Origin of the sequence: Bacillus sp. TH17, from assembly GCF_016651125.1 — a bacterium.
Lineage (GTDB): Bacteria > Bacillota > Bacilli > Bacillales > Bacillaceae_G > Bacillus_A > Bacillus_A mycoides.
This window is the reverse complement of sequence record NZ_JAEKEN010000004.1, coordinates 26415-47915: the sequence shown is the minus strand read 5'-3', so window position 1 is coordinate 47915 and position 21501 is coordinate 26415. Positions and strand designations below refer to the sequence as shown.

The following is a 21501-nucleotide window of genomic DNA, read 5'->3' as shown; positions in this document are numbered from 1 at the left end:
CTCCGACTTAAAATTCAAATCTATATTTTATTATAGATAACTACGTTTAAATTCTTCAATGAATTTCATATAATCGTCGACTAGTTTATCACAATGTTTATCTAAGTCTTCAATTTTTCCCCTTTCATGAGTAAATATTTCATCTCCATGTATAATGTCACTATTAAATTCCATTGAAAAGTTGGTGTAGTTCCTTTGTGCATCAGTGTATCCATTTATTAAATGCTCGAAAGTTTTTAAATCATCATCAGAAATTTTAAATCCATGATGTTTTGCTTTATTTAATACGTATTCTGTAGATTCGTCCATATATTCTATTTTAAATTTGATGTTTTTAAATAGTAGATCGACTTGTTGATTGATTATTGTTGAGGTTAATAAGTCAGTTAGTTCTTCTTGTTTATCTTTAAGTTCATCAATTTTTGTTTGTGCCATAGCCGCTGTAGACTGAGATTTTTCAATCAACACTTCAGCTTGTTTAATTTTATCTTCTGCGATTCTATCTTTTTCTTTTCCTTCTTCGATAGTTTTATTAGCTTTTTTATTTAAATATGTTACATAACCGAAGGCAAAAGATGCGATAAGTCCAGCAACTGCAGCTGCTATAGAAACCCATGTAGAAATGTTTGCTATTTGCCCGTTTAAAAAAGCTATTTGGCTATCTTTCGTTGCGATTATTTTATCTTGAACATCTTTTACAGTCTCCAAAGATTCAACCTTCGTGTGCAACTTGCTCAATTGTTCGTTAACTTTTGTGAATTGTTCTTTGATTTGTTCGTTAGATATTGTAAATAAAGTCAGTTTCACTGTTCAATCTCCTTTTGTGTATAAATTCATAAATAAAAGCACTCTTTCGAGTGCCTATTTTAAGCAGATACAGCAGCTTTATCTTTGCGTAAGATTCCCATTAATCCACCGATTAATAATAATACTCCTGGTAATAAGTAAACGATAGAAATACAGATGAATCCGCCAATAGCAGCGACTGTCATCATGATACCGCCAACTTTAGCATTCTTTTTAACTACTACGCAGCCAACAATTCCTAAGATTGATAGACCGACAGCTCCCCATCCTAAACCGATGATGCTGTCTGCGCCTTCCGCTTCAAACGCTGCTCCCATACCGCCGATCATTAAAGCGATAAAAGCACTAATAATACCAAAAATACCACCAATAAGTCCTAATACAAATTCAGTTGTTCTTTTCATTCTAATTTCTCCTTTAAAATTTATTCTACTTTTAATTTAATTTCTTTACCCGTCATACCGCCACGAGCTTTTAATACTAAACCTTGTGCGTCAGCAGGAACGTCAAATATGATTTTACCTGTTTGAGATAAACCAGGGTTAAGTTGTTTTAAGAAGAAATCAGATTTACCACCATTTCCAATATCATAAGCTGTCTGAGCTTGTGTAGAATATGTAAATTCGCGGTCTTGGTTGTCCATTAATTTGAAACTATTCGCATCAACAGTAATAGCATCCTTTTGATTGTTTGTAATAGAAATTTCAACTACCTTAAACACACCTTGAGCTTTTTCTTTTAAATATTCGCCACCAACAGAATCTATTGATTCAACAGAACCTACAGCGATTTTAACTTTAGAAGACTCCCCTTCTTTAGAAAGTTCCTTTTTAGGTTCCTCTTTCTTTTTAGGCTGTTCTTTTTTCACTTCTTCTTTTTTAGGCTCTTCTTTCGCCTCTGTAGAAGCTTGTTGAGTTGTTTCTTTAGCCTTAGGTTTTTCTTCTTTATCTTCTGATGGTATTAAGATCATTGCTAACACAAGGCATACAATAGAACTAATAATTAGCTTGGCCTTAGGTTTTTTTTTGAAAATAGCAATAATAAATAATACAAACAGAACAATTGAAGCTAGAAAAATCAGTACTGCTAGTGTTTCCATATTCGATCCGCCTTTTTTTATAGTTTTTGGTCAATATGTAAGATTTCCGAAATTATCATAACAGAAACAGTTACAACTAGTTTGTCGTATTTTGTCGAATATACAAATAAAAAGATATTTTAATGAGTTGTTTTTTAAAATTCTTCAATAACTACCTTTTCCTTGCCTCCTTTGATCTCTCCAACTAATTTGTCATTTTCAACAAAAATACGATCAAAAACAGGGATTTTAGTCATTTGAATTGCATTTGCAGTATTGTTTTGTTTTATTTTTCTATATTCATCTAAATTGATAATTATGATATCATTCCTTTTTTTGAGAATATACGTTCGATTTAAGGGTAAAAAAATTTGGTTATAGAAACCTTTCCATTTCATAAGGTAGTCCGTAATACTGTAATAACTCGTATTTCGTTTGAATATATTCATCGTGACTACCATCTATAGCTAGTTTAGTAGCAAAGTAATTCGCTTCTGCTTCTATAGTTACCTCGGAGCAAAGCGTTTCCACTGATAGTTTTGGGGTATTTTCATTTTTATGAAAGATAGCATGGCCTAATTCGTGACCACAAGTAAATAATTGTTCTGAATAAGACAAGTTACAGTTAATATGAATGAAGGGGATTCGGCATACTTTGTTGTAATAACCGAATATATTCCCCAACTCTTCTTGAATAATAACAATACCTTTTTCTTTTGCTATCAGAAATGGATCTCTTGTTGCATGATGTTTTATTAGTTCGCCTATTGTTTTGTTTATTTGCTTTTTTCTAATCAAGTAGACCCACTCCGATCATTCTTCTTCGTTACGATATTTTTTAGGTGTGAATTTCTTTTTCGCCATTTCTTTTCCTAGTCTAAGTGAATTTTCCAAAGATATTAGAAGGAGTTGTTTTGTTTCTTCAGACATTGGTTCAGAACCTTTAGAGAATGAAAGTGCATCAGCTTTACTCATGTCCTCTATTATTTCTTCTAATTTCTTTTGTATATCTTTTTCGTCTTTTTCATTAAGTACCCAATATTTCTTTTCAGTTCTTCCTAATAAAAAATCTATAGAAATGTCGAAGTAATCAGCTATTTTTTGGATTTTATCCACGCCTGGTGTTTGATTATCCCATTTTCTAATCTGACCATTAGATAGCTGAATTCTTCTTTCTAATTCAGCGATAGTTATTTTGTGTTCTTTACATAACTTTTTTATTCTATCAACAATAGTCATATCAACCATCCTTGCGCAAATGAACAGGACTCAAAATATCATATTGGATATTTCGATTTGGATAATATCCAATATGATATTATACTGTTTTCATAAGCTACTTATTTAGCTGTTAAAACGCTACTAAATAAAAGCCAAACACCACGTTCCCCAACGTTTAAAGGCTATATATGTAGGTTTATTTAGCTATGAGTAAATAATATCGTATTGGATATTTTCGGTCAATGAAAAGCTTAATAATTAGCTAATTTTCTAAAAAGAGGTGTACATAATGGTAAATGAATTCGGTATGAAAGTGCGAGCAAAGCTATTTGCTAACTCTTTTTGCTTGGAATATCCGGACCGTATTTATCGGATATTCTCCGAAATAAACGGAACGGAAAGAAGATTAAGGGAAAAATCATAAAAATCTTAGATATGAAGGAGGTTTCATAAAATGAATCAATTACAAGTTTTTAACAATGAAGAGTTCGGCCAGGTTCGAACAGTGAAGCAAGGTGAAGAAGTGTTATTTGTTGCAAAAGATGTTTGTGAAGTGTTGGAGATAAAACAATCTTCAGTCGCACTAAAGAAGTTAGATGAAGATGAAAAGGCTGTGATTAATATTCACACCCCTGGCGGAAGTCAAGATACATGGGGGATAAACGAAAGTGGTCTTTACTCACTAATCATGACAAGCCGCAAACCACAAGCAAAAGCATTTAAAAAGTGGGTAACAAGTGAAGTGCTTCCTTCTATTAGAAAACACGGAGCATACATGATAGATCAGGTTCTGGAACAAGCAGTAACCAATCCAGACTTCGCAATCGGTCTTCTCACTAAATTAAAAGAAGAGAAGGAAAAGCTTGCAGCAGCGCAACAACAAATCGTGCATCAACAACCATTAGTAACATTCGCAGAAGCGTGTATGCAGTCAGATAAATCACTAAAAGTGAGTGAAGTTGCTAAGTTAGCAGCGAAGCACAATATCAAAATTGGACAACGTCAGTTATTCGCGAAACTTCGAGAATGGGAGTTAATGTTCAAACGATCTACTGAACCAACTCAGTCAGCAGTTGAAAAAGAATATTTCGAAATCGCACAAGGCGTTAAACAGAAACCAAGTGGAGAACCATTCACATGGACAACAACATACGTAACACCAAAAGGACAAGCTTACATCATAGACCGACTGAAGAAAGAACAGGAACAGGAGGCGATGTAGAGATGGAAGAGAGCGCGTTCTCACATTTCATGGTGCTAGTTGTAGTTATCGGACTTGCAGGATTTATTTATTTGATGGAACGCATAGAAAAAAGGATTATGAAGGATGAAAAGTGATGGATAAACAACAGCGTAATGAATACGAACGAAAGAAAATATTGTGGATCATAAAGGATTTAAGAGCTAGAGAAGTACATAACAGCGCAGATAAGGTTGAGGAAACATACAAGTATATCACTCTAGCTAAATAAGAAGAAACCCTACAGGGGATGCAGGGCAGTACTAAGAGTATTGAGTTGTCGATTCTATAAGGACTTCTTGGAATGTACAAAGTGTAACACGTAATTTATAAGAACTTTATATATAAATGTTAAGAAATTATGAACAAAGGGGAGTGAAAAATGAGTAAAGACGAATTAAATCTAGATAGTTTCGGCCAACAGCTAATAATCACCGGTCTTACAAGATTAGTTGAAGAAGAAGGTTATACAGCTCACGAAGCTTTTCGATTGTTGGAAACGATTAAAAGAAATACGTTCCATGCTCTTTTAGAAATCCAAAAAGAGTCGAGAGAAAACAAAAAGCCCTAGCAGGGGAGCTAGGGCAGGGGATGGGGTATTAAGAATTGTTGATTTTATATAACGAATGACTTCTTCGAATGACCTTAGTCTAACACAGGAACTCATGTATATGTGTTACGGAATTATGGACAATGGACAAGCCTTTGCTTGTCGGAATATTTAGGAATCTAACGGTATTCCCCACCTAGCAAATGGGTTCCTGGATATTCCGATGCGTGAAAGCATCATAAAAAGCCCGTACAGAAGTACAGGCAGGTTGTTACACATATCGGTAATTAAATATTAACAGAATCATTCGTTAATTGATATTGAGAAAATAAAAAAACGCCCTCACCAATAGGACGGTTTGGAGAAAAGAAATGTAAATATTCTACTTACATTATACCAAATCTTTTCTCCTAAAAACAAGGAGGAGTTAGAATATGACAGACTTTTTACCTAAACAAGTGGCTCATGCGGTTGAAGAACTAAAAAAGATGTCTGAACAAGAACAGGACAATCTTAAAAAGCTAGATATCGATTATGTAATTACAGTTTTAACAGGTCAAGCGTATGGAAGAATGCCATTTTAGGAGGGAAATATACTATGAGACTTTATGAATTAACAAATAACTATAACGAACTACAAATGATGATTGAGGATGGTGTAGATCCATCAGCATTGCAAGATACATTACAAGCAATTGAAGAAAGTATTCAAGATAAAGCGCAAAACATCGCTCTGCTGATTCGCAACCTTGAAGCAGATACAGAAGCTATCAAGTTGGAAGAAAAGCGTTTATCAGAACGTAGGAGAGCGGTAGAAAACAACTGTAAGAGCTTAAAAGATTACTTATATCAACAAATGACTTTATTAGAAGTAAAACGCATCAAAGGAACGATAGTAACAGTAGGAATCCAAAAGAATCCAGCCAGCTTAGATATTGCAGAAGATGCAGTAGTTCCTCCGGAATACATGGTCCCACAACCAGCAAAGGTTGATAAGAAATCATTGCTTGCAGCGGTTAAAGATGGAATGCAGTGGGATGGAATTACATTACGTCAGAGTGAAGGCGTGAGAATCCGATGAATAGAAGCGAAACGATTACTGAATTAGCTAAAGCGTTGGTGAAATTCAATTCAGAGGTTACAAAAATAGCAAAAGATGCTGACAACCCTTTCTTTAAAAATAATTATGCAACTTTAGACACGATTATAGATGAAATTAGACCAATCCTTTCTAAACATGGATTAAGCATCATGCAAATACCGAGCGGAGACGGCCAGAACGTTACGTTAAAAACACTTCTCCTACATGAGAGTGGCGAATGGCTGGAAAGTGATGCATTAACAATGAAGCCAGTAAAGAATGATCCGCAAGCAGTAGGAAGTTGTATCACATACGCTCGTCGCTATTCATTAGCAGCATTCCTGAGTTTGAACACAGGCGAGGATGATGATGGAAACGGTGCTACTTACGGAAAAGATGGAAAACCTAAACCGAAAAGTAACAGTGGACAAGCTTCAAATAATCAAAAGAAAGACGAGTTGCCTTTACCAACCAATGCTACAGAAGGTGCAGAAATCGTTCTTACATTCGGAAAACATGAAGGGAAAACATTAAGAACAATATTTAAAGAGAACAAAGGCTACCTTGAATGGCTAGTGAAAAACGATAAGGCAGACGATCGGATAAAAACAGCTATAAATATGATGTTCCAAGCAAATCAACAATCAGCTTAATAAGGAGATGAAACCATGTTAGATAAAAATCAATCTAAAGTCGTCCTTCCTTCATGGGTAAATAAGGGCGCAAAGAATGAACAAGAAGTGAAGATAAAGGCGATTGAGTACATCACTCCTGATCGCTATCCAGGATACAAAATATTGAGTGTTAAAGATGGTATCGCGATATGCGAGAGGGAGAGTGTGTGATGATTCCAATTCGAGTTAAACGAGGTTCAAAGGCAGAAATAATAAAAGCGGTACGTGAGTTAGAAAAACGTGGGTTTGATTATGTTACTCAAATCAGACCAGTTTATAAGACAACAAAAGATTATGTATATAACGAAAACAAAAACATCAAAGGCGGCTATAAATTCAATGGAATGGAAGAATACGTCTCTTATGAATGTTGGATGAAGAAGGTGAACTAAATGGCAGATGTTAAATGGATAAAACTCTCTACTAGCATGTTTGAAGATGAAAAGATTCGATTGATTGAAAGCTTACCAGATGCAGATACACTACTAATCATTTGGATTAAATTGTTGTCTCAAGCGGGCAGAACAAATGCCAATGGTTACATCTTCTTGAGTGAAAACATTCCTTTCACAGAAGAAATGCTTTCAACACTTTTTAATAGACCAATAGCAACTGTGAGACTTGCGCTACAAACATTTAAGCAGTTCGGAATGATTGATGTAACAGATGACCAGTATATATGCATTTCAAATTGGGAGAAACATCAAAACGTTGATGGATTAGATAAAATCCGTGAACAAAACAGATTACGTAAGCAAAAACAAAGAGAGAAAGAAAAACAGTTTCTATTAGGGGATGACATGGGTACATGTGCCTATTGCGGAAATACAGCAAACACACTAGACCATTTGATTCCTAAATCTCATGGTGGATTGGATACTCAAGAAAATTGCGTAGCGTGTTGCAAACGATGTAATGAAACGAAAACAAATCGTCCTTTAGAAGTCTTCCTTAATGAATGTTTACTGTTAGGAACTCCGGTGTTGGATCTGAAGTCGGTTTTAAATAACAAGAAAATCATGAGTTTAGTTGACTATCAAGATGGAAAATTTTTACGTCCTGTGACAGGTCACGGTAGTCACGCAACAGATATAGAAGAAGATAAAGAATTAGATATAGATAAAGATATAAAGAAGAAAGAAAAATCTTCTCGTCACAAGTTTGAAACTTGCGACACCAACGGGGCTAAGTATTTATTTGAAAAAATTAAGGATAACAACCCTAAACAAAAGGAACCTAACTTCGATACTTGGGCTAATGACTTTAGATTAATGCGTGAAAAGGATAACCGTGAACCACAAGAGATTAAAGATGTTATTGATTGGTGCCAAGTAGATCCATTCTGGCAAGGAAACATCTTATCTCCTAAAAAGCTACGTGAAAAGTTCGATCAATTAACAATCCAAATGAATTCTAAAAAAGGAGCGAAGAACAATGCAGAGAGCGGCGGCAGCAATACCAATCGATATAGCCAAAAAGGTGAATATGACTATGGATTCTGATGTTTGTGATACGCATGGCATGAATAAGATGAAGTTCGGTGGACAAGTTGTATGCCCTCGATGCTTCCTTGAAAACGAAAGTAAGAAACTCCAGGAACAAGAGCAAGCGAAATACGATGCAGATAAAGCGAATGAGAAGAAGTTCTTGTTCCATCAACAAAGCATGATTGCCGATAGCAACATTAAGAAAGCTAACTTTGAAAACTACCAACCTACTAGCGAGGAAGGAGCGAAGAACCTTGAACTTGCAAAGGTACTCGCAACGGATTATCTCAATGAAAAGGTGTTTAACACGATTATGGCCGGTAATTGCGGAGCAGGTAAAACACATCTTGCTTATGCAATCGCAGATCAACTCGCAGGAGCTGGAATATCAGTTGTCTTCGTTACAGTCGGTGAATTGCTACGAAAGATTAAAAGTACGTTCAGTAAAGATTCATCCTTAACTGAGGATTCAATCATTCGGACATTAGTACGAGCGGATGTGTTAATAGTTGATGATCTAGGAGCGGAGTTAGGAGCATTAGATGCGAATACAAAAGCAACAAACTTCATTAATAGGGTGCTATTCGATGTTTTCGATGGTCGCCAAGGTAAATATCTACTATATTCACTACAAACCTTACAGGCGAGCGTTTAGAGGGTGCATATGACGAACGGATTGTATCACGTATTTTCAATAACTTTAGAGCGATTGTTTTCAAAGATACAAAGGATTACAGAAGAAAAGCATTACCATTCTAAGGGGGAATAACAATGTGTGCATGTGAAGGAACTGGAGTAATTAGAAACGATATTGGAATGGGTATGTATCAAATTGGGTCGTGTATTTGCGAAGCGGGGAATTGGACACCTGAAGAAGTGGATAGAAGACGTCATGCCGTTATGACGAGATTGAAGGAAATGCATCGAATACAGCAGGAAGAGAAATCAGGCGTTGTGGCATGAGAAGCGGTCAACTCTCTTTTGAGGATGTTATAGGAAGCTTTGACTATACAGCAACCAGTACTTCCGAACAATTTCTGCGTAGTAATAGCCATAACGCTATAACACCTACATTTGAAGTTCATTTTTACGATCAAGATGAGAAGCAAAAAATAGATTGGTTTGAAACAAAAAGCGAAGAAGATGCAAAGAGCGATGCCATAGCAAAGCATGGAAGAATCCAAAGTATAAAAACGGTGATAAGTACAAGGACGTTAGCGGAGATCATGGATTTGGATTAGGAGGCATAGCGTTATGACGCGTAACACAAGGTTAAGGATCGTTCTTGGAACTGTGGAAAGAGCACACAGTAAATGTGTACTCATACCAATCTAAATTATTTTAAGGACCATGATATATCATCAAGAGCTTTATAAATATAACTATACATGCGGTAAAAGAGATACTTTGGATTGTATTTTTGTTTCCATTTCATAAAAATCACCTCTCATACAAATAGTTTAATTATATTATACAGTTATTAATTTGAATGTTAAGAAAACTAGATGCGAATTAAGGTAAATTTAAACAAAATAGCTATAAAAAAAAGACCTCTTACGGAAAGATAAGGGGGCATCAAAAAATGTTGTATTTGAAACTGTTCATGAAAAAAGAGCACTATCGAAAGTGCCCTTAGAAAATACATTTTATATTCTGTTTTGAGCTACTATTTTAATATTCTCTGGTGGAATGATATCTTGAATTTTTTCTTTTAAATCTACTTGGACCATTTCTTCAAGATGTTCAAGTGAAACTTCAAAGTTTATGCATTCCGCAGTTGCGATGTTTAATAAAGAATAATTTTCATTCTTTTTAACAACAAGATATTGTGATTGATCTGTTATTACTATACGTCCTTGTTGAATTCCTAATTTACGATTATCTTCAAAAGTCATAAATAAATCTCCTAACATTTTTCTGATAGGAATTGTACTACATAAAAATGTTAGTGTCTAGTCAGTCTTATGTAAGAACTAGAGTCAAACAAAACCCTTATTTTAAATGAAGAAGCCCTAGAGTTAGGGCTCTAGGGCTTCTTGTTTTGGTATATCTCACACGGTTTTATAAAAAGAATAGAACGTACTGAAGATAACATATGAATGTTTCATAAATGTATCGAAAAAGTGAACAAAATTGCTATTGCAGAAGAAGCAGAAATGAAGTTTCTAATAGTTAAGTGCGTGAAAGGTATTATTTCCAGTGGATAAAATGCGCGTGGGGCACCTAATCATTATTTTATCGGAGGAAAAGAATATGTTATGAACTTGGTTGAATGAAAAAATGAAAATTTTACTTTAAGCGAAGTTAATGAAATATATTTTTGGGGTTATATCAATGATTGTTATCTCGATGGACACTTTAACTTTATAAAAGTCCTAGAAGAAAAACACAACTATGAGGAATAGTAAGCTATAAAAGTGAACAAAATCGTTATTTTAGAGAAAGGTGAGACGGAATGATAAAGATCAGTAAAACTGAAGAGTTTGAAGAAAAACTACGTCGGCACAATAAACGAATGGAAGAAGATGAAACATATAGAGCAGCTACAAAAATGCTTACATTTCCTGCTGGTCATAAACTTGAATTAGTGATTGAGGTAACGGATGAGTATTATAGCCATAATTTACACAACTTGCTTAGAGGGAATATAGAAGGTGCTGAATTGTTGGGATTTAAGGTGAATGAGCTTGTAATTAATCCAAAAGAAAGAGAGAAGAGTACAGTAAGAAAATTCTTAAACCAGGTAGCACAAGATTATAATTTGTAACAAAAACGCTATTTGGTGGAAAAGGATGTGCAGTTTGAAATCTGAAGAAGTTAAACAGCTTATTACAGATTTAGAACGTAGAAAATCAGGTTTAAAACGGATCCAAAATGGCTTTTCGAGAATCCATAGTGAGGAATATCGCGATGGTGTTAATAATCAAATAGGTATCCTGGATCACGTACTTATGAAGTTGAATTGGGTTATGAGAGATGAAAGTAATTAGTATAAAAATTTCATTTGGTAGAAATAAAAACCCTAGTTTCCTAGGGTAATGGTATAACAGCTCAATATATTTTATTCTTTTATATTGTAACGTAATATTACGTTAAAAACATAAGGTAAATGTAACCAATTACAGAAAATAAGAGCAGCTAGCAAAAGCTAACTGCTTAATACAGAGAAGAGAAGAACTACAGGGACGGTTAAATGAGTTCTGGCTTATCGCCTATGTATAGCATTTGCGAATTATTAAATTTTATTCAGGAGGAATGGATTTGAAAAGATATCGCGTTGAGTTTACTGAAACTAAATCTTATGAAGCGTTTGTGGAAGCACCTGATCTAGATAAAGCAATTGATAAAGTTCGTAATGGTCTTGTGGAGGATGAAGAACTAATTGAAAAAGATGTAATTATAGATGAGATGTACTTACAGAATAAGAGCAGCTAGCAAAAGCTAACTGCTCGGGTACTGGAAAACAGAGAAAGGATAACCATGTGTCTACAGTATTGACGGAATATTGAGTTTTATTCTCGAAGAAATACATTTAACTTAATGCATAGCCCACAATCAAAATTAGTGTTAAAAACACAGATAATGACAGTGTTAGTAGAACTGTTACTATGCTTCTAAGCATTGCTATCCAATTATCTACTTTAGAGAATCCTTTGATACCAACAAAAAAGATGATCATTGTTAAAACTAGTAAAAAAGATAAAGGGTGGATAGGTAGTGAATTCATAATAAACATCTTTGTTTCAGATGAGGCTATCGAACCTATCTCAAGATATAAGAGGAATAAACCAATGCAAATAAAAGAAAAAATAAAGGACCATAGATTGATGTTATGTTTCATAGCTTTCTCCTATGTTATTAAAATATTTCCATTTAATCTTAATGGAAAATAAAAGAAAAAGATAGCGGTTATAAATTGAAATGAATTTTTAAACAAAATAATCCTTTGAATAGAAAGCGAGGAATAACAATGGGACTAGGAAACCGTGGAATGGCATTTGAAATGCTTATCAATCTAGCGAATGAAATGTATCAAAGAGGTGGAGTGGCGCTTATAAACAAGCGTCCGACTCCTGTGAAGGTGTTAAAGAGTAAAGGTGGCCGTGTGCTAAACGGATTCTATGAAGCTAAAAGTACAGTAGACTATGATGGCGTTTATAAGGGACGAGCTATAGCGTTTGAAGCGAAGTCTACAGAGAATGCTACACGATTTGATTTAAAGAACATTGCGCAGCACCAATTGGATTACCTGGAGAAAGCAGAGAAGATGGGAGCGATTTGTTTCTTCCTTATTGAGTTTAGCAAGGACAAGTCAGTATTCGTTGTACCACTATCAGTCATTCAATCTTATGTAAGGATGTCTCATCAACCGAAGGGCAAGAAGTCTATACAAAGAGCAGACTTTGATATTTATGGGTACTTAGTAGATCAGACGGAACGAGCGCCGATTGATTATTTACAATACATCGATGAGCAAGGATTTACACCGGTAATAGATGGCATGATTCAATTTGATCAGGGCCATAAAAAGGTAACGAATAACATTGAAGTAGCAAAAGAGAAGATGGCTAACAAGAAACGTAAATTGCTAAAGGCTTAATGGATAGCGGAACAACGTGCAATAGTGTGGTGGGGACTATGTTAATGCGCGATGTTCCCTTATTCAGTAGTTAGATAGTAAAATTTCACGTACCTGATGTAAATGTAAAAACCAAAATTAGAAATAGGGGGATTCCTTCATGGAGAGACAATTAACTTTATTACCAGATATAGATGATAAAAAAGTACAAAAGGAAGTAGTAAGTGTATTAAAGGAATACAGAGCACTCAAGATGCGATTCAGTAATGACGTGGAGCAAGAAGGAATCAGTTTATTTCCTGAATTACGTGATTCAAGGAATACGAGTAAATGGAAGGTGCAGCAGGTTGAGAAGGCGCTTAATAATTTACTAGATGAGGATGAGCGCAATATCGTAGAGCGGAAGTTCCTGACAAATGAGAGAGTAAAGGATTCAGATGTTTACCACGATCTATTACTCAAGAAAACTTACTTCTATGAGAAGAAGCAGAGTGCCGTTAAATTGATTGCTACAGCGCTGGGAATAATCTAAAAAGCGCGAACAAAACGCGAACTTTTTGGGGGACTAAATAAAAACGTGAAAATTATAAGCTATTCCTATAAACAGTTCTTTGAAAAAAGAATACGTTTTGGGGATAGCGTTCCCATTATAATAACGTTACTCGGTGACGCGGAGGCTAGAGGGAATAAGAGCTTCCCGAAATTATTTATATTTACTATTCAGCTCGGAATGCGTCCTCTGGGTTGATAATGAATATAAGTCTATTACTCTGTTATGTCGATTCTTGAAAATGGAAATGGGGTGGTTGTTCTTGATTGAATGAACAGCGCGTTTCTGGTACAAAGTTGTATACGTGATCTGGCTCATTAGTAATTACTCACGATTCTTATTAATGACCAAAACGAGAGCAAGGAGCTTCCGCTCTTTGTTTGAGCCAGTACAATGGAACCTTCACCTCCGTCTAATGTGCTGGTTCAAACAAGGTGCAGAAATACACGCGTCTTGATATAAAGCCTTTCAACGTTGTGTAAAGGAAATTGGAGAAAATGACATTAAGTAGCCGACTCTACGGAGTATAAACGAGAAGGTTGAGAGTTATCTTGACCTTGGAAGAGGAATTTTTGCCATTTGTTTTTTTATTTCTCTCTATTAAATATGTGAACTATGGGGAGTTTTGTAAAACATAACTTTTGAATTATCTAATAAAAGTATATATAATTATACTAATGTTAATATATTAACTGGTTAAAAATGGGGAAAGAAAAATGAAGATTAAATTTGATGTAGTTAAAGATGAAAATTTTGATTTTACTTTATTAGAAACAAAATTGCTGAAAACTTTTAAAGAAGTAGATAATGTAGCAATAATTGAAAAGGTTGAAGATAAAATTTTTGAAAAAGACGATGTGCAAACCCATTTAGCGGAGATTACTATTAATGTTACAGGAAATAATATTGGATATAGATCAGCTTCAGCTAGTATATTCATTGTTCTAGAAAGTCTATCAATAGAGCTATTCAATATTAATATTAGTATACATTAAGCATCCGAAACGGGTGCTTTTTTCTTTGTTATATAGAAATTACACATTAAACCAGTGAACATTCTAATAAGACAAGCATATGATGAATTCGTGGGACGAGTTATCATATGAGGTGAAGCTTGGGGCGCCATACTTATTTGTTGAAGGGTACCTAATGACGGGTACTCTTTTTATTTTGCACCTTTTAATAAGGACAAGCATATATTGGAGTATGGGGTTGCCCCACTTCATATATTTGAGCACCTATCGATTTGCAGTGACCCCTGTCAAGTAGACAGTATTTAAAAAGCGCAACTAAGCAACCTGAGTTCTATATTTATATGGACTCAGGTTATTTAATTTCTTTTGAAATCTTTGATGATTATAAAAGTGCATATATTTACGCACGGCAAGTTTGACCTCATTCGCTTTACGGAAGGAGTATAAATGAAAACACTCTGCCTTAAAGTGACTGAAGAAGTTTTCCATACAAGCATTATCCCAACAGTTGCCTCTTCGAGACATACTTGCCTTCATCTGATATTTTTTAAGTAATTGATTATATTGACGAGATGTATACTGGGATCCTTGATCACTATGTAAGAGGATTCCCTTCACATTTCGTTTTTTCTTTGCCTTTTTAAGCGTATCTAAAACAAGCTTTAAGTCGTTTCTACGACTGGTTTCATAGGCAACAATTTCATTATTGTATAAATCCTTAATAGCGGATAAGTACAAGCGCTGTCCATTGAAAATCAAATAGGTAATATCGGTTACCCATTTCTCATTCGGTTTTGAAGCCTGAAACTCCCTATTTAGATGGTTCTCTGAAATCACATAAGCTTCTTTTTTCCGTAATAAGGTCGTTTTTTCCTAATTACGGCTTTGATACCTAGTTCACTCATCAATCTTTGGATGTGCTTATGGTTCAAATGAAGGTTATATGTGGCTTTCAGCCACACTTGTATTCTTCTATATCCATAAATTCCTCTTAATTTTTTATGACACTCCAATATCTTTTTCTTAATTTCGATATCCTCTGATTGTTTTTTAGAAGGCGTCGTATGCCGTTTTAGCCATTTGTAGTATCCACTTCTGGTTACACCAGCAATATCGCATAGAATGGTCACTGTATAACCTGTTTTTGTCATTTCATGGATGACTTCGAATTTTTTTATTTTGGATACGACTTTCATTCCTCCTTTTACATCCCTAAGAGCTTTTTTAACATTTCATTTTCCGCTTCTAATCGTCTGATCTTAGCTTCAGGATCTTCGGGTCTAACCCTTGGTCTACCTAAACCTGGTCCTTTCGCTTTACCGCGTTTTTCTTCTAGTCCTTTGATTCCTTCAGCTTCAAAGTGTTTCACCCAACGACTTACAACCGAGTGATGAATACCTAATTCTTTCGCAATGGTTTTATAGCTCATGCCTTCTTTTAAGTATAAATCTATAGCTTGTTTCTTAAATTCTACATCGTAAGTGACTCTAATTTTTCCCATGAAAAAATCCCCTCCATAGTAAACAGGTTAATGTGCTTTCTTTTTCCTGTCTACTATAAGGGGATCATATCAATTAGGGGTGCTCTTTTATTTTGTACAAAATGGACATTTGAATTAAATAATTATATAAATAGGTAGAATCTAATTATATGATGTGCATTTTAATCCAAGGGGTACAAATTCGATGCGACGTGAAAAGGATTTGTTGAAACAACGGAAGGCGGACTTGCAAGCTGTTCAAGAAGAGAAGAGGCTGAAGAAGAAGGCTAAGAAAAAGAATAAGAAATATAGCATTCCTGGTAATACAGCTGACTTCATGAATGGCAAGAATACTTATCATAAAGAGAATGGGGTATGGAAGCAAAGAAATAAATAATATGAGAATAAATGAGTTTGATTAAGTGTATAGAAATTATCGTAGGCGCTGCCGTGATCTGGGTGGCGTCTTGTTTGTTGTTAAGGGATACTCAGGGGTGAAATAGATTTGAAACTTAAAAATTAGATCATAACATTATTACTTTAAAATGCAGAAAGTAGACTAGTAAACAAGCTGTTTTTGTTTTTTAGCATAGAATATGATGAATCTTAAAGTTAAGAGGAGGTAATCATATTTATGGGATGTAATTGTAATTTCAGACATTGCAGAGATTGTAATAGATTTTGGGATGATTTAATGTTTTGCAGACACAGACATAGAGATTGTGATGACCGTCGTTGTAGACGTGATCGTGACTGTGATTGTGATGAATGTCGTCGCAGACGTAATCATAATCGTGATTGTGATAAGCGTAAGGATTGGTAAAGTCCTTTGAATGAGTGTGCTTCTTTATAGCACTCTTTTTTTATTTATGGGTTTTCTAAATTACTACTTATTAAATAAGAAGAATGTAGTTGCAATTCGATTTAAGGTCTAACAAAACAAACGAACACAGCGAACGAAAATAGAGATAGTTAACAATATTAAGTTTATGCAGGAAATAACGGTGATGAGGTGCTGAAAATGGCGGTTTTAAGCCAATGTATAAAATTATGAATACCTCTTATTCATAGGTAATAACAAAAGTACTGATACCATGGTATTTCCCAGTTAACTAATTTATATAATACATGTTATCAGCAGTAACCAAATCATGGAAAACCATTCATACCAAGAGGTTTCCAGCTTTCCGTTCCCTTCCCTATATGCAGGATTTCATACATTCCTGTTACAACAGCATTTGGCAGTCCAAACCGTTCTCGCAACCTGCATGAAATCCTGCATATCTTTAGCGTATATTTTCGTTAAAATGTTGGTGGTACGCCTATAGTCTAAAACATTTTTTTAATGGGATATTTGTTACAAATTATCAATCTTTATTTTAAACAATCGATCTTTTTTACAAAGCTACATTTTGATTTCGTCAAGCTCTTCTAATTTTGAATACAGAAGTTTTTCTTGCTTTGACAAACGATCATAATTAATATTATTTTCTTTTGGTTCTTTATTTTCTGATGTAGAAATTTCGTCGTAGATTTCTTTTACTTTTTCAGCTTGCTCTATTGTTAAATCTTTACGAATTTTTTTAAAAATTTTTTCAGCTTGTTTTACTTCTTCTTTTTCTAATACTGCAATTTTTCTTTCAACAACATTTTTTAATGCTTTTTCAATTACATTTGCTTGTGCTGCGGAAAAGAAGAAAGAATAATCCTCTTTACCATTTCTCACAACAGAAAAATACACGCCTAATTTTTTTAATTCTTTTTGATAATCACGTAATTGTTACTTTGTTAAATTTTCATCTAAAGCAACTACGCCACCGTTTTTTCATGCTTATTAATAAGCTCGCTAATTTTTTATTTACCAACTTTAGTATTGTCATCAAGTACATAATCTTTTGGTTCTTGTTCTTTATTTTCCATTAACTTTGTCAATGCCTCTAAAATACGTAATAAAGTTTGCTCCGATAATTTTAAGGTTTGTGCTACGACTTCCATTGCGATTTGTGTATTCTCATCTACAGTCACCATGTACATATCAACGCCCTTATAAATCATTTAACATATTATCCCATATATTGATGAAAGATGATATAATATTCAGAAAGAAATATTAAGGTTTTAGCAAAGGGCAAGCTACGGGTTTGTCATGACAAACCCCAAAAACTACGTTTTTGACTTGGTAGGAGATTCCTACGACCTTTACAAATATATAAGCGATTTTTTGCAAAATCACTTATATATTTGTTGTCACTTCGCTCGATTTTTTTAAAAAAGGGGTGTGTATTATGGCTAAAAGAAGAACAACATATTTGCAAATGTCTTTAGAGCATGAGGAAAAAGATTATATAAAAAATAAAGCAACTGAATTAGGATATAAAAATGTTTCAGCATTTCTAATTACTAGTGCAAAATCATTTTTCAAACTTGAAGTGGATATGAAAGCTTATAGAGATTTAACTAAAGAAATAAATTATATTGGAAAGAATATAAATAGCTTAATTAGAAGGATCAATACAGACGGAATTTACACGGATAATGATATTGATTTCCTTAGAGTTAATCAGAAGAAAATCATAAATATTATGAATACAGAATATGACCGATTACTTGATTTAAAAACCAAGTTTAATAGCGATAGCTTGAGTAAAAAACAAAAGGAAAAATTAATCAAATCACTATCGGAAAATCAAATAGAGATACCAAAGAAATTAGTATTAGAAGAAGTGTATGAGATGATAAAAGAAGATTTTGTTTATATTATAGAATGTATTGAAAACTCGCCTGAACAAGGTAAAGGAGTAATAGAATATGTATGGCAATATTTATATGGTGATACGCTATACAAGTTAGATGATAACCAATTAATAAAATTGGCCGATAGTATTTTTATTTTTGCACAGAAATTGAAATTTAAGTTATCTAAACTCGATAATGTTTTTTCGGATGATGATTGGTTTGAACTGAAAGATATATTAGATGAATATGAAATTTATTAATTAAGGGCTGATTACAATGTCTATTATAAAAATACAAAAAGTCAAAGACTTGAAAGCTGTCATTAATTACAGTATGCAAGACCACAAAACAAACGAGGGATTAGTTACATCTTATGAATGCTCTATTGAATCAATAGAGAGAGATTTCAAAGGTATTTTATTTGACTACAATGAAGAGAATAAAAGTAATAAAAACGTGAGTGCTAGAATGATAATACAATCGTTTGATAGTGACGATAATTTAACGCCAGAGCAAGTTCATCAATACGGAATAGAGTTTGCTGATAATTATCTGAAGGGCAATCATCAATATACAGTAATTACACATACAGAAACAGATAATTTACACAATCATATTATTTTCAATGATATTGATTTTAATAACTTAAAAATGTTCGATTCCAAGCGTGTAAATTCTTTAGATAGATTACGTGAAGAAAATGATAAAATTTCTGAAAAATATGGTTTGTCGATAATCGAAGAAGGAAGAAAAGGAAGAAAAAAAAGAAAAAAATATTTAGCTTTTAACGAATATGTAGCTAGATCAAAGAAGAAATCCTTCAAAGGAAACTTAGAAGAAACAATTGATAAGAACATATCAAAATCAAATTCGTTTGCTGAATTTATAGGCTTCATGCAAAAAGAAGGATATGAGCATAAACAAGGAAAATATCTATCGTTTAAGAATCCGAAGTCAGGGAAGTTTATGCGTACTAAAACAATGGGGTTTAATTACCTTGAATCCTCTATCAAATACAGAATAGAAAACAAAGGTTATTCATCGATCAACACAAGTATAATTAACAGACAATGGATAGATAAATCACAAGAGAAATTTAATAATAATAAGGGGCTTCAAAAGTGGGCTACCAAACAAAATATTAATTACTTAAATGAATTAAGCTCTAAGCTATATAATCTAAATGTTTCACTTACGGAACTTGATGAAATTGAAGCAAATAAGGAAGCGTTAATTGACAGCTTTGAAAAGAAACTTTTAGGTATTGATAATGAAATTTTTAAATTAAAGAAAATGAAGGGCTGTTTCCAAACGTATAAAAAGAGTCATCCTTTAATCGTGGCGTATAAAAAAGCTGAAAATAAAATGGCATTTAAGCAAGAGCATTATCATGAATTTAAACAGTATGATGTTGCCAAGCGTGATATGAACTATCTAAAAAAGAATTATGGTATAACTGATGAAGCTGAATTACATTATAAGTTGTCAGTAATGACAAAAGAACGAAATTTACTTTATGGAAGTTTAGGGAAAGAAAAAGAAGTAGAAGTAAATAGACAAGAGCAACAAAGACAGCAGCAACAGCGTAGAAAAGAAAATGAAAGATAAAAAGTTATAGCACATCAAAAAAATGATATTGTATAGCTTTTGGTAGATGTAATAAATAAATTCAAACGCTGGGAGGTGGAACATTTTTGTCATACATATGGAATGAGGTCTTAACGGCTCGTGAAGCGAGTATAAAACTAGATAAAAATCCTAAATACATATATTTTTTATGGAAGAGGCATTCAAATATTTTATTGAATGGTAGCGTGAAAATGATTGGGAGAGAGCTACTGATTACAGAATTCGCGATATGGGAAAGCCCCTATCGGACTTTAGTCCGCCTTTAGGCATGGGATGAAAGGATCGCTTTTTCATAGAAAAACAGTTGTGTTTTGGTTATACTTGAACCATAGACAAGTACAAGTCTTTAAAACACCGGTTCTGGTGCAGAAATAAAGTAAAAGAGAATAAAGGGTTCTAGTGCAAAAAATATAACACTTGTGCAATGAATCTGTAAATCTTGGACATACTGATACTATTACTCTACAAAAGGGTGTGTGATCAGTATGAAAAAGGAAACTTTGTTTAAATGGAAGCACTATCAGCCAGATATTATTCTATTAACTGTACGTTGGTACCTACGGTACAATCTTAGTTTTCGTGATTTGGTAGAAATGATGGAGGAAAGAGGAATATCCTTGGCTCATACAACGATTATGCGGTGGGTCCATCAATATGGGCCGGAGTTAGATAAGCGAATTCGACGTCATCTCAAACAAACGAATGACTCCTGGAGAGTAGATGAAACGTACATAAAAGTAAAAGGACAATGGATGTACCTATATCGTGCCGTTGATTTTGAAGGGAACACGATTGATTTTTATCTCAGTAAATCTAGAAACCATAAGGCTGCAAAGCGATTCTTCAAGAAGGCTTTGCGGTCTTTTCATGTTTCAAAACCTCGTGCAATCACAGTTGATAAAAATCCCGCCTATCCCATTGCTATCAGCGGGTTGAAGAAAGAGAAAAAAATGCCGTTAGGCATTCAAATCAGGCAGATAAAATATCTAAATAACATCGTAGAGCAAGACCATCGTTTCATTAAAAAACGTATACGCTCTATGTTAGGACTTAAATCTTTTCGCACAGCTACATTTATTCTTGCAGGAGTAGAAGCCATGCATATGATAAAAAAAGAACAGATTGATTTACGGGATCAGTCTGTTCAAAATCAAAAACAATTCATTCATCAATTATTTGGATTAACAGCGTAAAGAACGATTCCGGTGTATAGTGATAATAAAGTTATTGAATTTTGATTAAAAAAGATAAGAGCCTTACTACATTCTATATGCAGCAAGGCTCTTTAAAGTTGTTTCAAATTATATCCATCTGCTTATGTAATGCTTAAAAAATGAATAATAAAGTTGTTTACTTCTTATTAAACTAACGCCCCCGTTAGTTTAAGTGTAACTCTTCACAATTATTTGATATTA

At 33.9% G+C, this 21501-nt stretch carries 35 protein-coding genes and 2 pseudogenes; 24 read left to right on the top strand and 13 right to left on the bottom strand.

Annotation, left to right across the window (positions count from 1 at the left end; all coding sequences use genetic code 11):
* Window positions 1–30: 30 nt before the first annotated feature.
* The 6 genes from JFT95_RS29385 to JFT95_RS29050 form a co-directional block, all read right to left on the bottom strand.
* A complete protein-coding gene (locus JFT95_RS29385) occupies window positions 31–807 on the bottom strand; it encodes a coiled-coil domain-containing protein (protein WP_207192496.1) in 777 nt (258 codons plus the stop codon).
* A 59-nt stretch (window positions 808–866) separates the two neighbouring features.
* Window positions 867–1211 carry a DUF4064 domain-containing protein gene (locus tag JFT95_RS29070; protein WP_201054075.1) on the bottom strand — a complete coding sequence of 115 codons (345 nt, stop codon included), beginning with the start codon at window positions 1209–1211 and terminating at the stop codon, window positions 867–869.
* Window positions 1212–1231: 20 nt separating this feature from the next.
* Complete coding sequence (locus JFT95_RS29065) at window positions 1232–1906, bottom strand: DUF4352 domain-containing protein (protein WP_201054073.1); 675 nt, start codon at window positions 1904–1906, stop codon at window positions 1232–1234.
* 134 nt (window positions 1907–2040) lie between these two features.
* On the bottom strand, window positions 2041–2283 hold the full coding sequence (locus JFT95_RS29060; RefSeq protein WP_201054110.1) for a hypothetical protein: 243 nt from the start codon (window positions 2281–2283) through the stop codon (window positions 2041–2043).
* Window positions 2261–2683 carry an ImmA/IrrE family metallo-endopeptidase gene (locus JFT95_RS29055; protein ID WP_201054070.1) on the bottom strand — a complete coding sequence of 141 codons (423 nt, stop codon included), beginning with the start codon at window positions 2681–2683 and terminating at the stop codon, window positions 2261–2263. Before JFT95_RS29055 ends, JFT95_RS29060 begins: the two co-directional genes overlap by 23 nt.
* 15 nt (window positions 2684–2698) lie before the next feature.
* Window positions 2699–3124, bottom strand: coding sequence for a helix-turn-helix domain-containing protein (locus JFT95_RS29050; protein WP_201054062.1), 426 nt, complete (start codon window positions 3122–3124; stop codon window positions 2699–2701).
* 271 nt (window positions 3125–3395) lie between these two features.
* Between JFT95_RS29050 and JFT95_RS29810 the strand changes: the two are divergent.
* From JFT95_RS29810 to JFT95_RS28995, 13 genes and pseudogenes are all read left to right on the top strand, one after another.
* Window positions 3396–3559, top strand: a pseudogene (locus JFT95_RS29810) (XRE family transcriptional regulator).
* 1 nt (window position 3560) lies between these two features.
* A complete protein-coding gene (locus JFT95_RS29045; RefSeq protein WP_201054060.1) occupies window positions 3561–4328 on the top strand; it encodes a BRO family protein in 768 nt (255 codons plus the stop codon).
* A 115-nt stretch (window positions 4329–4443) separates the two neighbouring features.
* Complete coding sequence (locus JFT95_RS29965) at window positions 4444–4578, top strand: hypothetical protein (RefSeq protein WP_274606800.1); 135 nt, start codon at window positions 4444–4446, stop codon at window positions 4576–4578.
* 150 nt (window positions 4579–4728) lie between these two features.
* Window positions 4729–4917: a hypothetical protein gene (locus tag JFT95_RS29040; RefSeq protein WP_078205591.1), complete on the top strand. Its 189-nt coding sequence runs from the start codon at window positions 4729–4731 to the stop codon at window positions 4915–4917.
* A 413-nt stretch (window positions 4918–5330) separates the two neighbouring features.
* Window positions 5331–5480, top strand: coding sequence for a hypothetical protein (locus JFT95_RS29035; protein ID WP_000129164.1), 150 nt, complete (start codon window positions 5331–5333; stop codon window positions 5478–5480).
* A 14-nt stretch (window positions 5481–5494) separates the two neighbouring features.
* Window positions 5495–5977 (top strand): siphovirus Gp157 family protein, encoded by a 483-nt coding sequence (locus JFT95_RS29030; RefSeq protein ID WP_201054058.1) that lies wholly within the window; start codon window positions 5495–5497, stop codon window positions 5975–5977.
* Window positions 5974–6630 (top strand): ERF family protein, encoded by a 657-nt coding sequence (locus JFT95_RS29025; protein ID WP_242487659.1) that lies wholly within the window; start codon window positions 5974–5976, stop codon window positions 6628–6630. The genes JFT95_RS29030 and JFT95_RS29025 overlap by 4 nt, the downstream gene beginning before the upstream one ends.
* 15 nt (window positions 6631–6645) lie before the next feature.
* Entirely contained in the window at window positions 6646–6822 is a 177-nt protein-coding gene (locus JFT95_RS29020) for a hypothetical protein (RefSeq protein ID WP_201054056.1), read from the top strand.
* On the top strand, window positions 6822–7043 hold the full coding sequence (locus JFT95_RS29015; RefSeq protein ID WP_201054054.1) for a hypothetical protein: 222 nt from the start codon (window positions 6822–6824) through the stop codon (window positions 7041–7043). Before JFT95_RS29020 ends, JFT95_RS29015 begins: the two co-directional genes overlap by 1 nt.
* Window positions 7044–8153 carry a phage replisome organizer N-terminal domain-containing protein gene (locus JFT95_RS29010; protein WP_201054052.1) on the top strand — a complete coding sequence of 370 codons (1110 nt, stop codon included), beginning with the start codon at window positions 7044–7046 and terminating at the stop codon, window positions 8151–8153.
* Window positions 8137–8897, top strand: a pseudogene (locus tag JFT95_RS29005) (ATP-binding protein). The gene JFT95_RS29010 and the pseudogene JFT95_RS29005 overlap by 17 nt, the downstream one beginning before the upstream one ends.
* Before the next feature lie 12 nt (window positions 8898–8909).
* Window positions 8910–9101 carry a hypothetical protein gene (locus JFT95_RS29000; protein WP_201054051.1) on the top strand — a complete coding sequence of 64 codons (192 nt, stop codon included), beginning with the start codon at window positions 8910–8912 and terminating at the stop codon, window positions 9099–9101.
* Window positions 9098–9379, top strand: a complete 282-nt coding sequence (locus JFT95_RS28995; RefSeq protein ID WP_201054050.1) for a hypothetical protein — start codon at window positions 9098–9100, stop codon at window positions 9377–9379. Before JFT95_RS29000 ends, JFT95_RS28995 begins: the two co-directional genes overlap by 4 nt.
* A gap of 405 nt (window positions 9380–9784) precedes the next feature.
* Here JFT95_RS28995 and JFT95_RS28990 read toward each other — a convergent pair whose 3' ends face one another.
* A complete protein-coding gene (locus JFT95_RS28990; protein ID WP_201054049.1) occupies window positions 9785–10033 on the bottom strand; it encodes a hypothetical protein in 249 nt (82 codons plus the stop codon).
* Between the two features lie 560 nt (window positions 10034–10593).
* Between JFT95_RS28990 and JFT95_RS28985 the strand changes: the two genes are divergently transcribed.
* The 3 genes from JFT95_RS28985 to JFT95_RS28975 all read left to right on the top strand — a co-directional run bounded on the left by JFT95_RS28985 (window position 10594) and on the right by JFT95_RS28975 (window position 11573).
* Complete coding sequence (locus JFT95_RS28985; RefSeq protein WP_201054048.1) at window positions 10594–10905, top strand: hypothetical protein; 312 nt, start codon at window positions 10594–10596, stop codon at window positions 10903–10905.
* Between the two features lie 25 nt (window positions 10906–10930).
* Window positions 10931–11128 (top strand): hypothetical protein, encoded by a 198-nt coding sequence (locus tag JFT95_RS28980; protein ID WP_201054047.1) that lies wholly within the window; start codon window positions 10931–10933, stop codon window positions 11126–11128.
* 271 nt (window positions 11129–11399) lie between these two features.
* Window positions 11400–11573 carry a hypothetical protein gene (locus tag JFT95_RS28975; protein ID WP_002144262.1) on the top strand — a complete coding sequence of 58 codons (174 nt, stop codon included), beginning with the start codon at window positions 11400–11402 and terminating at the stop codon, window positions 11571–11573.
* 97 nt (window positions 11574–11670) lie between these two features.
* Here JFT95_RS28975 and JFT95_RS29805 read toward each other — a convergent pair whose 3' ends face one another.
* Entirely contained in the window at window positions 11671–11979 is a 309-nt protein-coding gene (locus tag JFT95_RS29805) for a hypothetical protein (protein WP_242487658.1), read from the bottom strand.
* 129 nt (window positions 11980–12108) lie between these two features.
* Between JFT95_RS29805 and JFT95_RS28970 the strand changes: the two genes are divergently transcribed.
* The 3 genes from JFT95_RS28970 (at window position 12109) to JFT95_RS28960 (ending at window position 14262) form a co-directional block, all read left to right on the top strand.
* The gene (locus tag JFT95_RS28970) at window positions 12109–12738 is read left to right on the top strand and encodes a Holliday junction resolvase RecU (protein WP_201054045.1); all 630 of its coding nucleotides are present in this window, start codon (window positions 12109–12111) and stop codon (window positions 12736–12738) included.
* A gap of 139 nt (window positions 12739–12877) precedes the next feature.
* Complete coding sequence (locus tag JFT95_RS28965; RefSeq protein WP_078206787.1) at window positions 12878–13249, top strand: ArpU family phage packaging/lysis transcriptional regulator; 372 nt, start codon at window positions 12878–12880, stop codon at window positions 13247–13249.
* Window positions 13250–13983: 734 nt separating this feature from the next.
* Window positions 13984–14262, top strand: coding sequence for a hypothetical protein (locus JFT95_RS28960; protein WP_002187120.1), 279 nt, complete (start codon window positions 13984–13986; stop codon window positions 14260–14262).
* Between the two features lie 294 nt (window positions 14263–14556).
* Here the strand turns inward: JFT95_RS28960 and JFT95_RS28955 are convergent, their stop codons facing one another.
* Genes JFT95_RS28955 through JFT95_RS28945 form a run of 3 tightly spaced genes read right to left on the bottom strand, consistent with a single transcriptional unit; the run spans window position 14557 to window position 15742 of the window.
* Entirely contained in the window at window positions 14557–15078 is a 522-nt protein-coding gene (locus tag JFT95_RS28955; protein ID WP_201052561.1) for an IS3 family transposase, read from the bottom strand.
* A complete protein-coding gene (locus JFT95_RS28950; RefSeq protein WP_201052560.1) occupies window positions 15075–15437 on the bottom strand; it encodes an IS3 family transposase in 363 nt (120 codons plus the stop codon). Before JFT95_RS28950 ends, JFT95_RS28955 begins: the two co-directional genes overlap by 4 nt.
* 8 nt (window positions 15438–15445) lie before the next feature.
* Complete coding sequence (locus tag JFT95_RS28945; RefSeq protein WP_002135468.1) at window positions 15446–15742, bottom strand: transposase; 297 nt, start codon at window positions 15740–15742, stop codon at window positions 15446–15448.
* Window positions 15743–15926: 184 nt separating this feature from the next.
* Between JFT95_RS28945 and JFT95_RS28940 the strand changes: the two genes are divergently transcribed.
* Together JFT95_RS28940 and JFT95_RS29800 are read left to right on the top strand one after the other, a co-directional pair.
* Window positions 15927–16118, top strand: coding sequence for a hypothetical protein (locus JFT95_RS28940; RefSeq protein ID WP_201054043.1), 192 nt, complete (start codon window positions 15927–15929; stop codon window positions 16116–16118).
* A gap of 237 nt (window positions 16119–16355) precedes the next feature.
* The gene (locus JFT95_RS29800) at window positions 16356–16544 is read left to right on the top strand and encodes a hypothetical protein (RefSeq protein WP_242487657.1); all 189 of its coding nucleotides are present in this window, start codon (window positions 16356–16358) and stop codon (window positions 16542–16544) included.
* Window positions 16545–17126: 582 nt separating this feature from the next.
* On the opposite strand, the gene JFT95_RS29795 is transcribed toward JFT95_RS29800, so the two are convergent.
* Both JFT95_RS29795 and JFT95_RS29790 read right to left on the bottom strand, forming a co-directional pair.
* Window positions 17127–17447, bottom strand: coding sequence for a hypothetical protein (locus JFT95_RS29795; protein ID WP_307838422.1), 321 nt, complete (start codon window positions 17445–17447; stop codon window positions 17127–17129).
* A 128-nt stretch (window positions 17448–17575) separates the two neighbouring features.
* Entirely contained in the window at window positions 17576–17755 is a 180-nt protein-coding gene (locus JFT95_RS29790; RefSeq protein WP_242487656.1) for a hypothetical protein, read from the bottom strand.
* Between the two features lie 251 nt (window positions 17756–18006).
* Here JFT95_RS29790 and JFT95_RS28930 point away from each other — a divergent pair, with 251 nt between their 5' ends.
* The 3 genes from JFT95_RS28930 (at window position 18007) to JFT95_RS28920 (ending at window position 21279) form a co-directional block, all read left to right on the top strand.
* Complete coding sequence (locus JFT95_RS28930) at window positions 18007–18717, top strand: hypothetical protein (protein WP_201054041.1); 711 nt, start codon at window positions 18007–18009, stop codon at window positions 18715–18717.
* Window positions 18718–18733: 16 nt separating this feature from the next.
* Window positions 18734–20065 (top strand): relaxase/mobilization nuclease domain-containing protein, encoded by a 1332-nt coding sequence (locus JFT95_RS28925; protein ID WP_201054040.1) that lies wholly within the window; start codon window positions 18734–18736, stop codon window positions 20063–20065.
* A gap of 506 nt (window positions 20066–20571) precedes the next feature.
* The gene (locus tag JFT95_RS28920) at window positions 20572–21279 is read left to right on the top strand and encodes an IS6 family transposase (protein WP_201054039.1); all 708 of its coding nucleotides are present in this window, start codon (window positions 20572–20574) and stop codon (window positions 21277–21279) included.
* Window positions 21280–21501 lie beyond the last annotated feature (222 nt).

Coding starts and splice junctions, on each gene's coding strand:
- JFT95_RS29070 (WP_201054075.1), bottom strand. CDS start 1,211: ATGAAAAGAACAACTGAATTTGTATTAGGACTTATTGGTGGTATTTTT.
- JFT95_RS28970 (WP_201054045.1), top strand. CDS start 12,109: ATGGGACTAGGAAACCGTGGAATGGCATTTGAAATGCTTATCAATCTA.
- JFT95_RS29065 (WP_201054073.1), bottom strand. CDS start 1,906: ATGGAAACACTAGCAGTACTGATTTTTCTAGCTTCAATTGTTCTGTTT.
- JFT95_RS28995 (WP_201054050.1), top strand. CDS start 9,098: ATGAGAAGCGGTCAACTCTCTTTTGAGGATGTTATAGGAAGCTTTGAC.
- JFT95_RS29805 (WP_242487658.1), bottom strand. CDS start 11,979: ATGAAACATAACATCAATCTATGGTCCTTTATTTTTTCTTTTATTTGC.
- JFT95_RS29000 (WP_201054051.1), top strand. CDS start 8,910: ATGTGTGCATGTGAAGGAACTGGAGTAATTAGAAACGATATTGGAATG.
- JFT95_RS28985 (WP_201054048.1), top strand. CDS start 10,594: ATGATAAAGATCAGTAAAACTGAAGAGTTTGAAGAAAAACTACGTCGG.
- JFT95_RS29040 (WP_078205591.1), top strand. CDS start 4,729: ATGAGTAAAGACGAATTAAATCTAGATAGTTTCGGCCAACAGCTAATA.
- JFT95_RS28930 (WP_201054041.1), top strand. CDS start 18,007: ATGGCTAAAAGAAGAACAACATATTTGCAAATGTCTTTAGAGCATGAG.
- JFT95_RS28945 (WP_002135468.1), bottom strand. CDS start 15,742: ATGGGAAAAATTAGAGTCACTTACGATGTAGAATTTAAGAAACAAGCT.
- JFT95_RS29800 (WP_242487657.1), top strand. CDS start 16,356: ATGGGATGTAATTGTAATTTCAGACATTGCAGAGATTGTAATAGATTT.
- JFT95_RS29020 (WP_201054056.1), top strand. CDS start 6,646: ATGTTAGATAAAAATCAATCTAAAGTCGTCCTTCCTTCATGGGTAAAT.
- JFT95_RS29050 (WP_201054062.1), bottom strand. CDS start 3,124: ATGACTATTGTTGATAGAATAAAAAAGTTATGTAAAGAACACAAAATA.
- JFT95_RS28960 (WP_002187120.1), top strand. CDS start 13,984: ATGAAGATTAAATTTGATGTAGTTAAAGATGAAAATTTTGATTTTACT.
- JFT95_RS29015 (WP_201054054.1), top strand. CDS start 6,822: ATGATTCCAATTCGAGTTAAACGAGGTTCAAAGGCAGAAATAATAAAA.
- JFT95_RS28980 (WP_201054047.1), top strand. CDS start 10,931: ATGTGCAGTTTGAAATCTGAAGAAGTTAAACAGCTTATTACAGATTTA.
- JFT95_RS28940 (WP_201054043.1), top strand. CDS start 15,927: ATGCGACGTGAAAAGGATTTGTTGAAACAACGGAAGGCGGACTTGCAA.
- JFT95_RS29790 (WP_242487656.1), bottom strand. CDS start 17,755: ATGTACATGGTGACTGTAGATGAGAATACACAAATCGCAATGGAAGTC.
- JFT95_RS29965 (WP_274606800.1), top strand. CDS start 4,444: ATGGATAAACAACAGCGTAATGAATACGAACGAAAGAAAATATTGTGG.
- JFT95_RS28990 (WP_201054049.1), bottom strand. CDS start 10,033: ATGACTTTTGAAGATAATCGTAAATTAGGAATTCAACAAGGACGTATA.
- JFT95_RS28965 (WP_078206787.1), top strand. CDS start 12,878: ATGGAGAGACAATTAACTTTATTACCAGATATAGATGATAAAAAAGTA.
- JFT95_RS29010 (WP_201054052.1), top strand. CDS start 7,044: ATGGCAGATGTTAAATGGATAAAACTCTCTACTAGCATGTTTGAAGAT.
- JFT95_RS28920 (WP_201054039.1), top strand. CDS start 20,572: ATGAAAAAGGAAACTTTGTTTAAATGGAAGCACTATCAGCCAGATATT.
- JFT95_RS29025 (WP_242487659.1), top strand. CDS start 5,974: ATGAATAGAAGCGAAACGATTACTGAATTAGCTAAAGCGTTGGTGAAA.
- JFT95_RS28950 (WP_201052560.1), bottom strand. CDS start 15,437: ATGAAAGTCGTATCCAAAATAAAAAAATTCGAAGTCATCCATGAAATG.
- JFT95_RS29030 (WP_201054058.1), top strand. CDS start 5,495: ATGAGACTTTATGAATTAACAAATAACTATAACGAACTACAAATGATG.
- JFT95_RS29045 (WP_201054060.1), top strand. CDS start 3,561: ATGAATCAATTACAAGTTTTTAACAATGAAGAGTTCGGCCAGGTTCGA.
- JFT95_RS28925 (WP_201054040.1), top strand. CDS start 18,734: ATGTCTATTATAAAAATACAAAAAGTCAAAGACTTGAAAGCTGTCATT.
- JFT95_RS29035 (WP_000129164.1), top strand. CDS start 5,331: ATGACAGACTTTTTACCTAAACAAGTGGCTCATGCGGTTGAAGAACTA.
- JFT95_RS29060 (WP_201054110.1), bottom strand. CDS start 2,283: ATGAAATGGAAAGGTTTCTATAACCAAATTTTTTTACCCTTAAATCGA.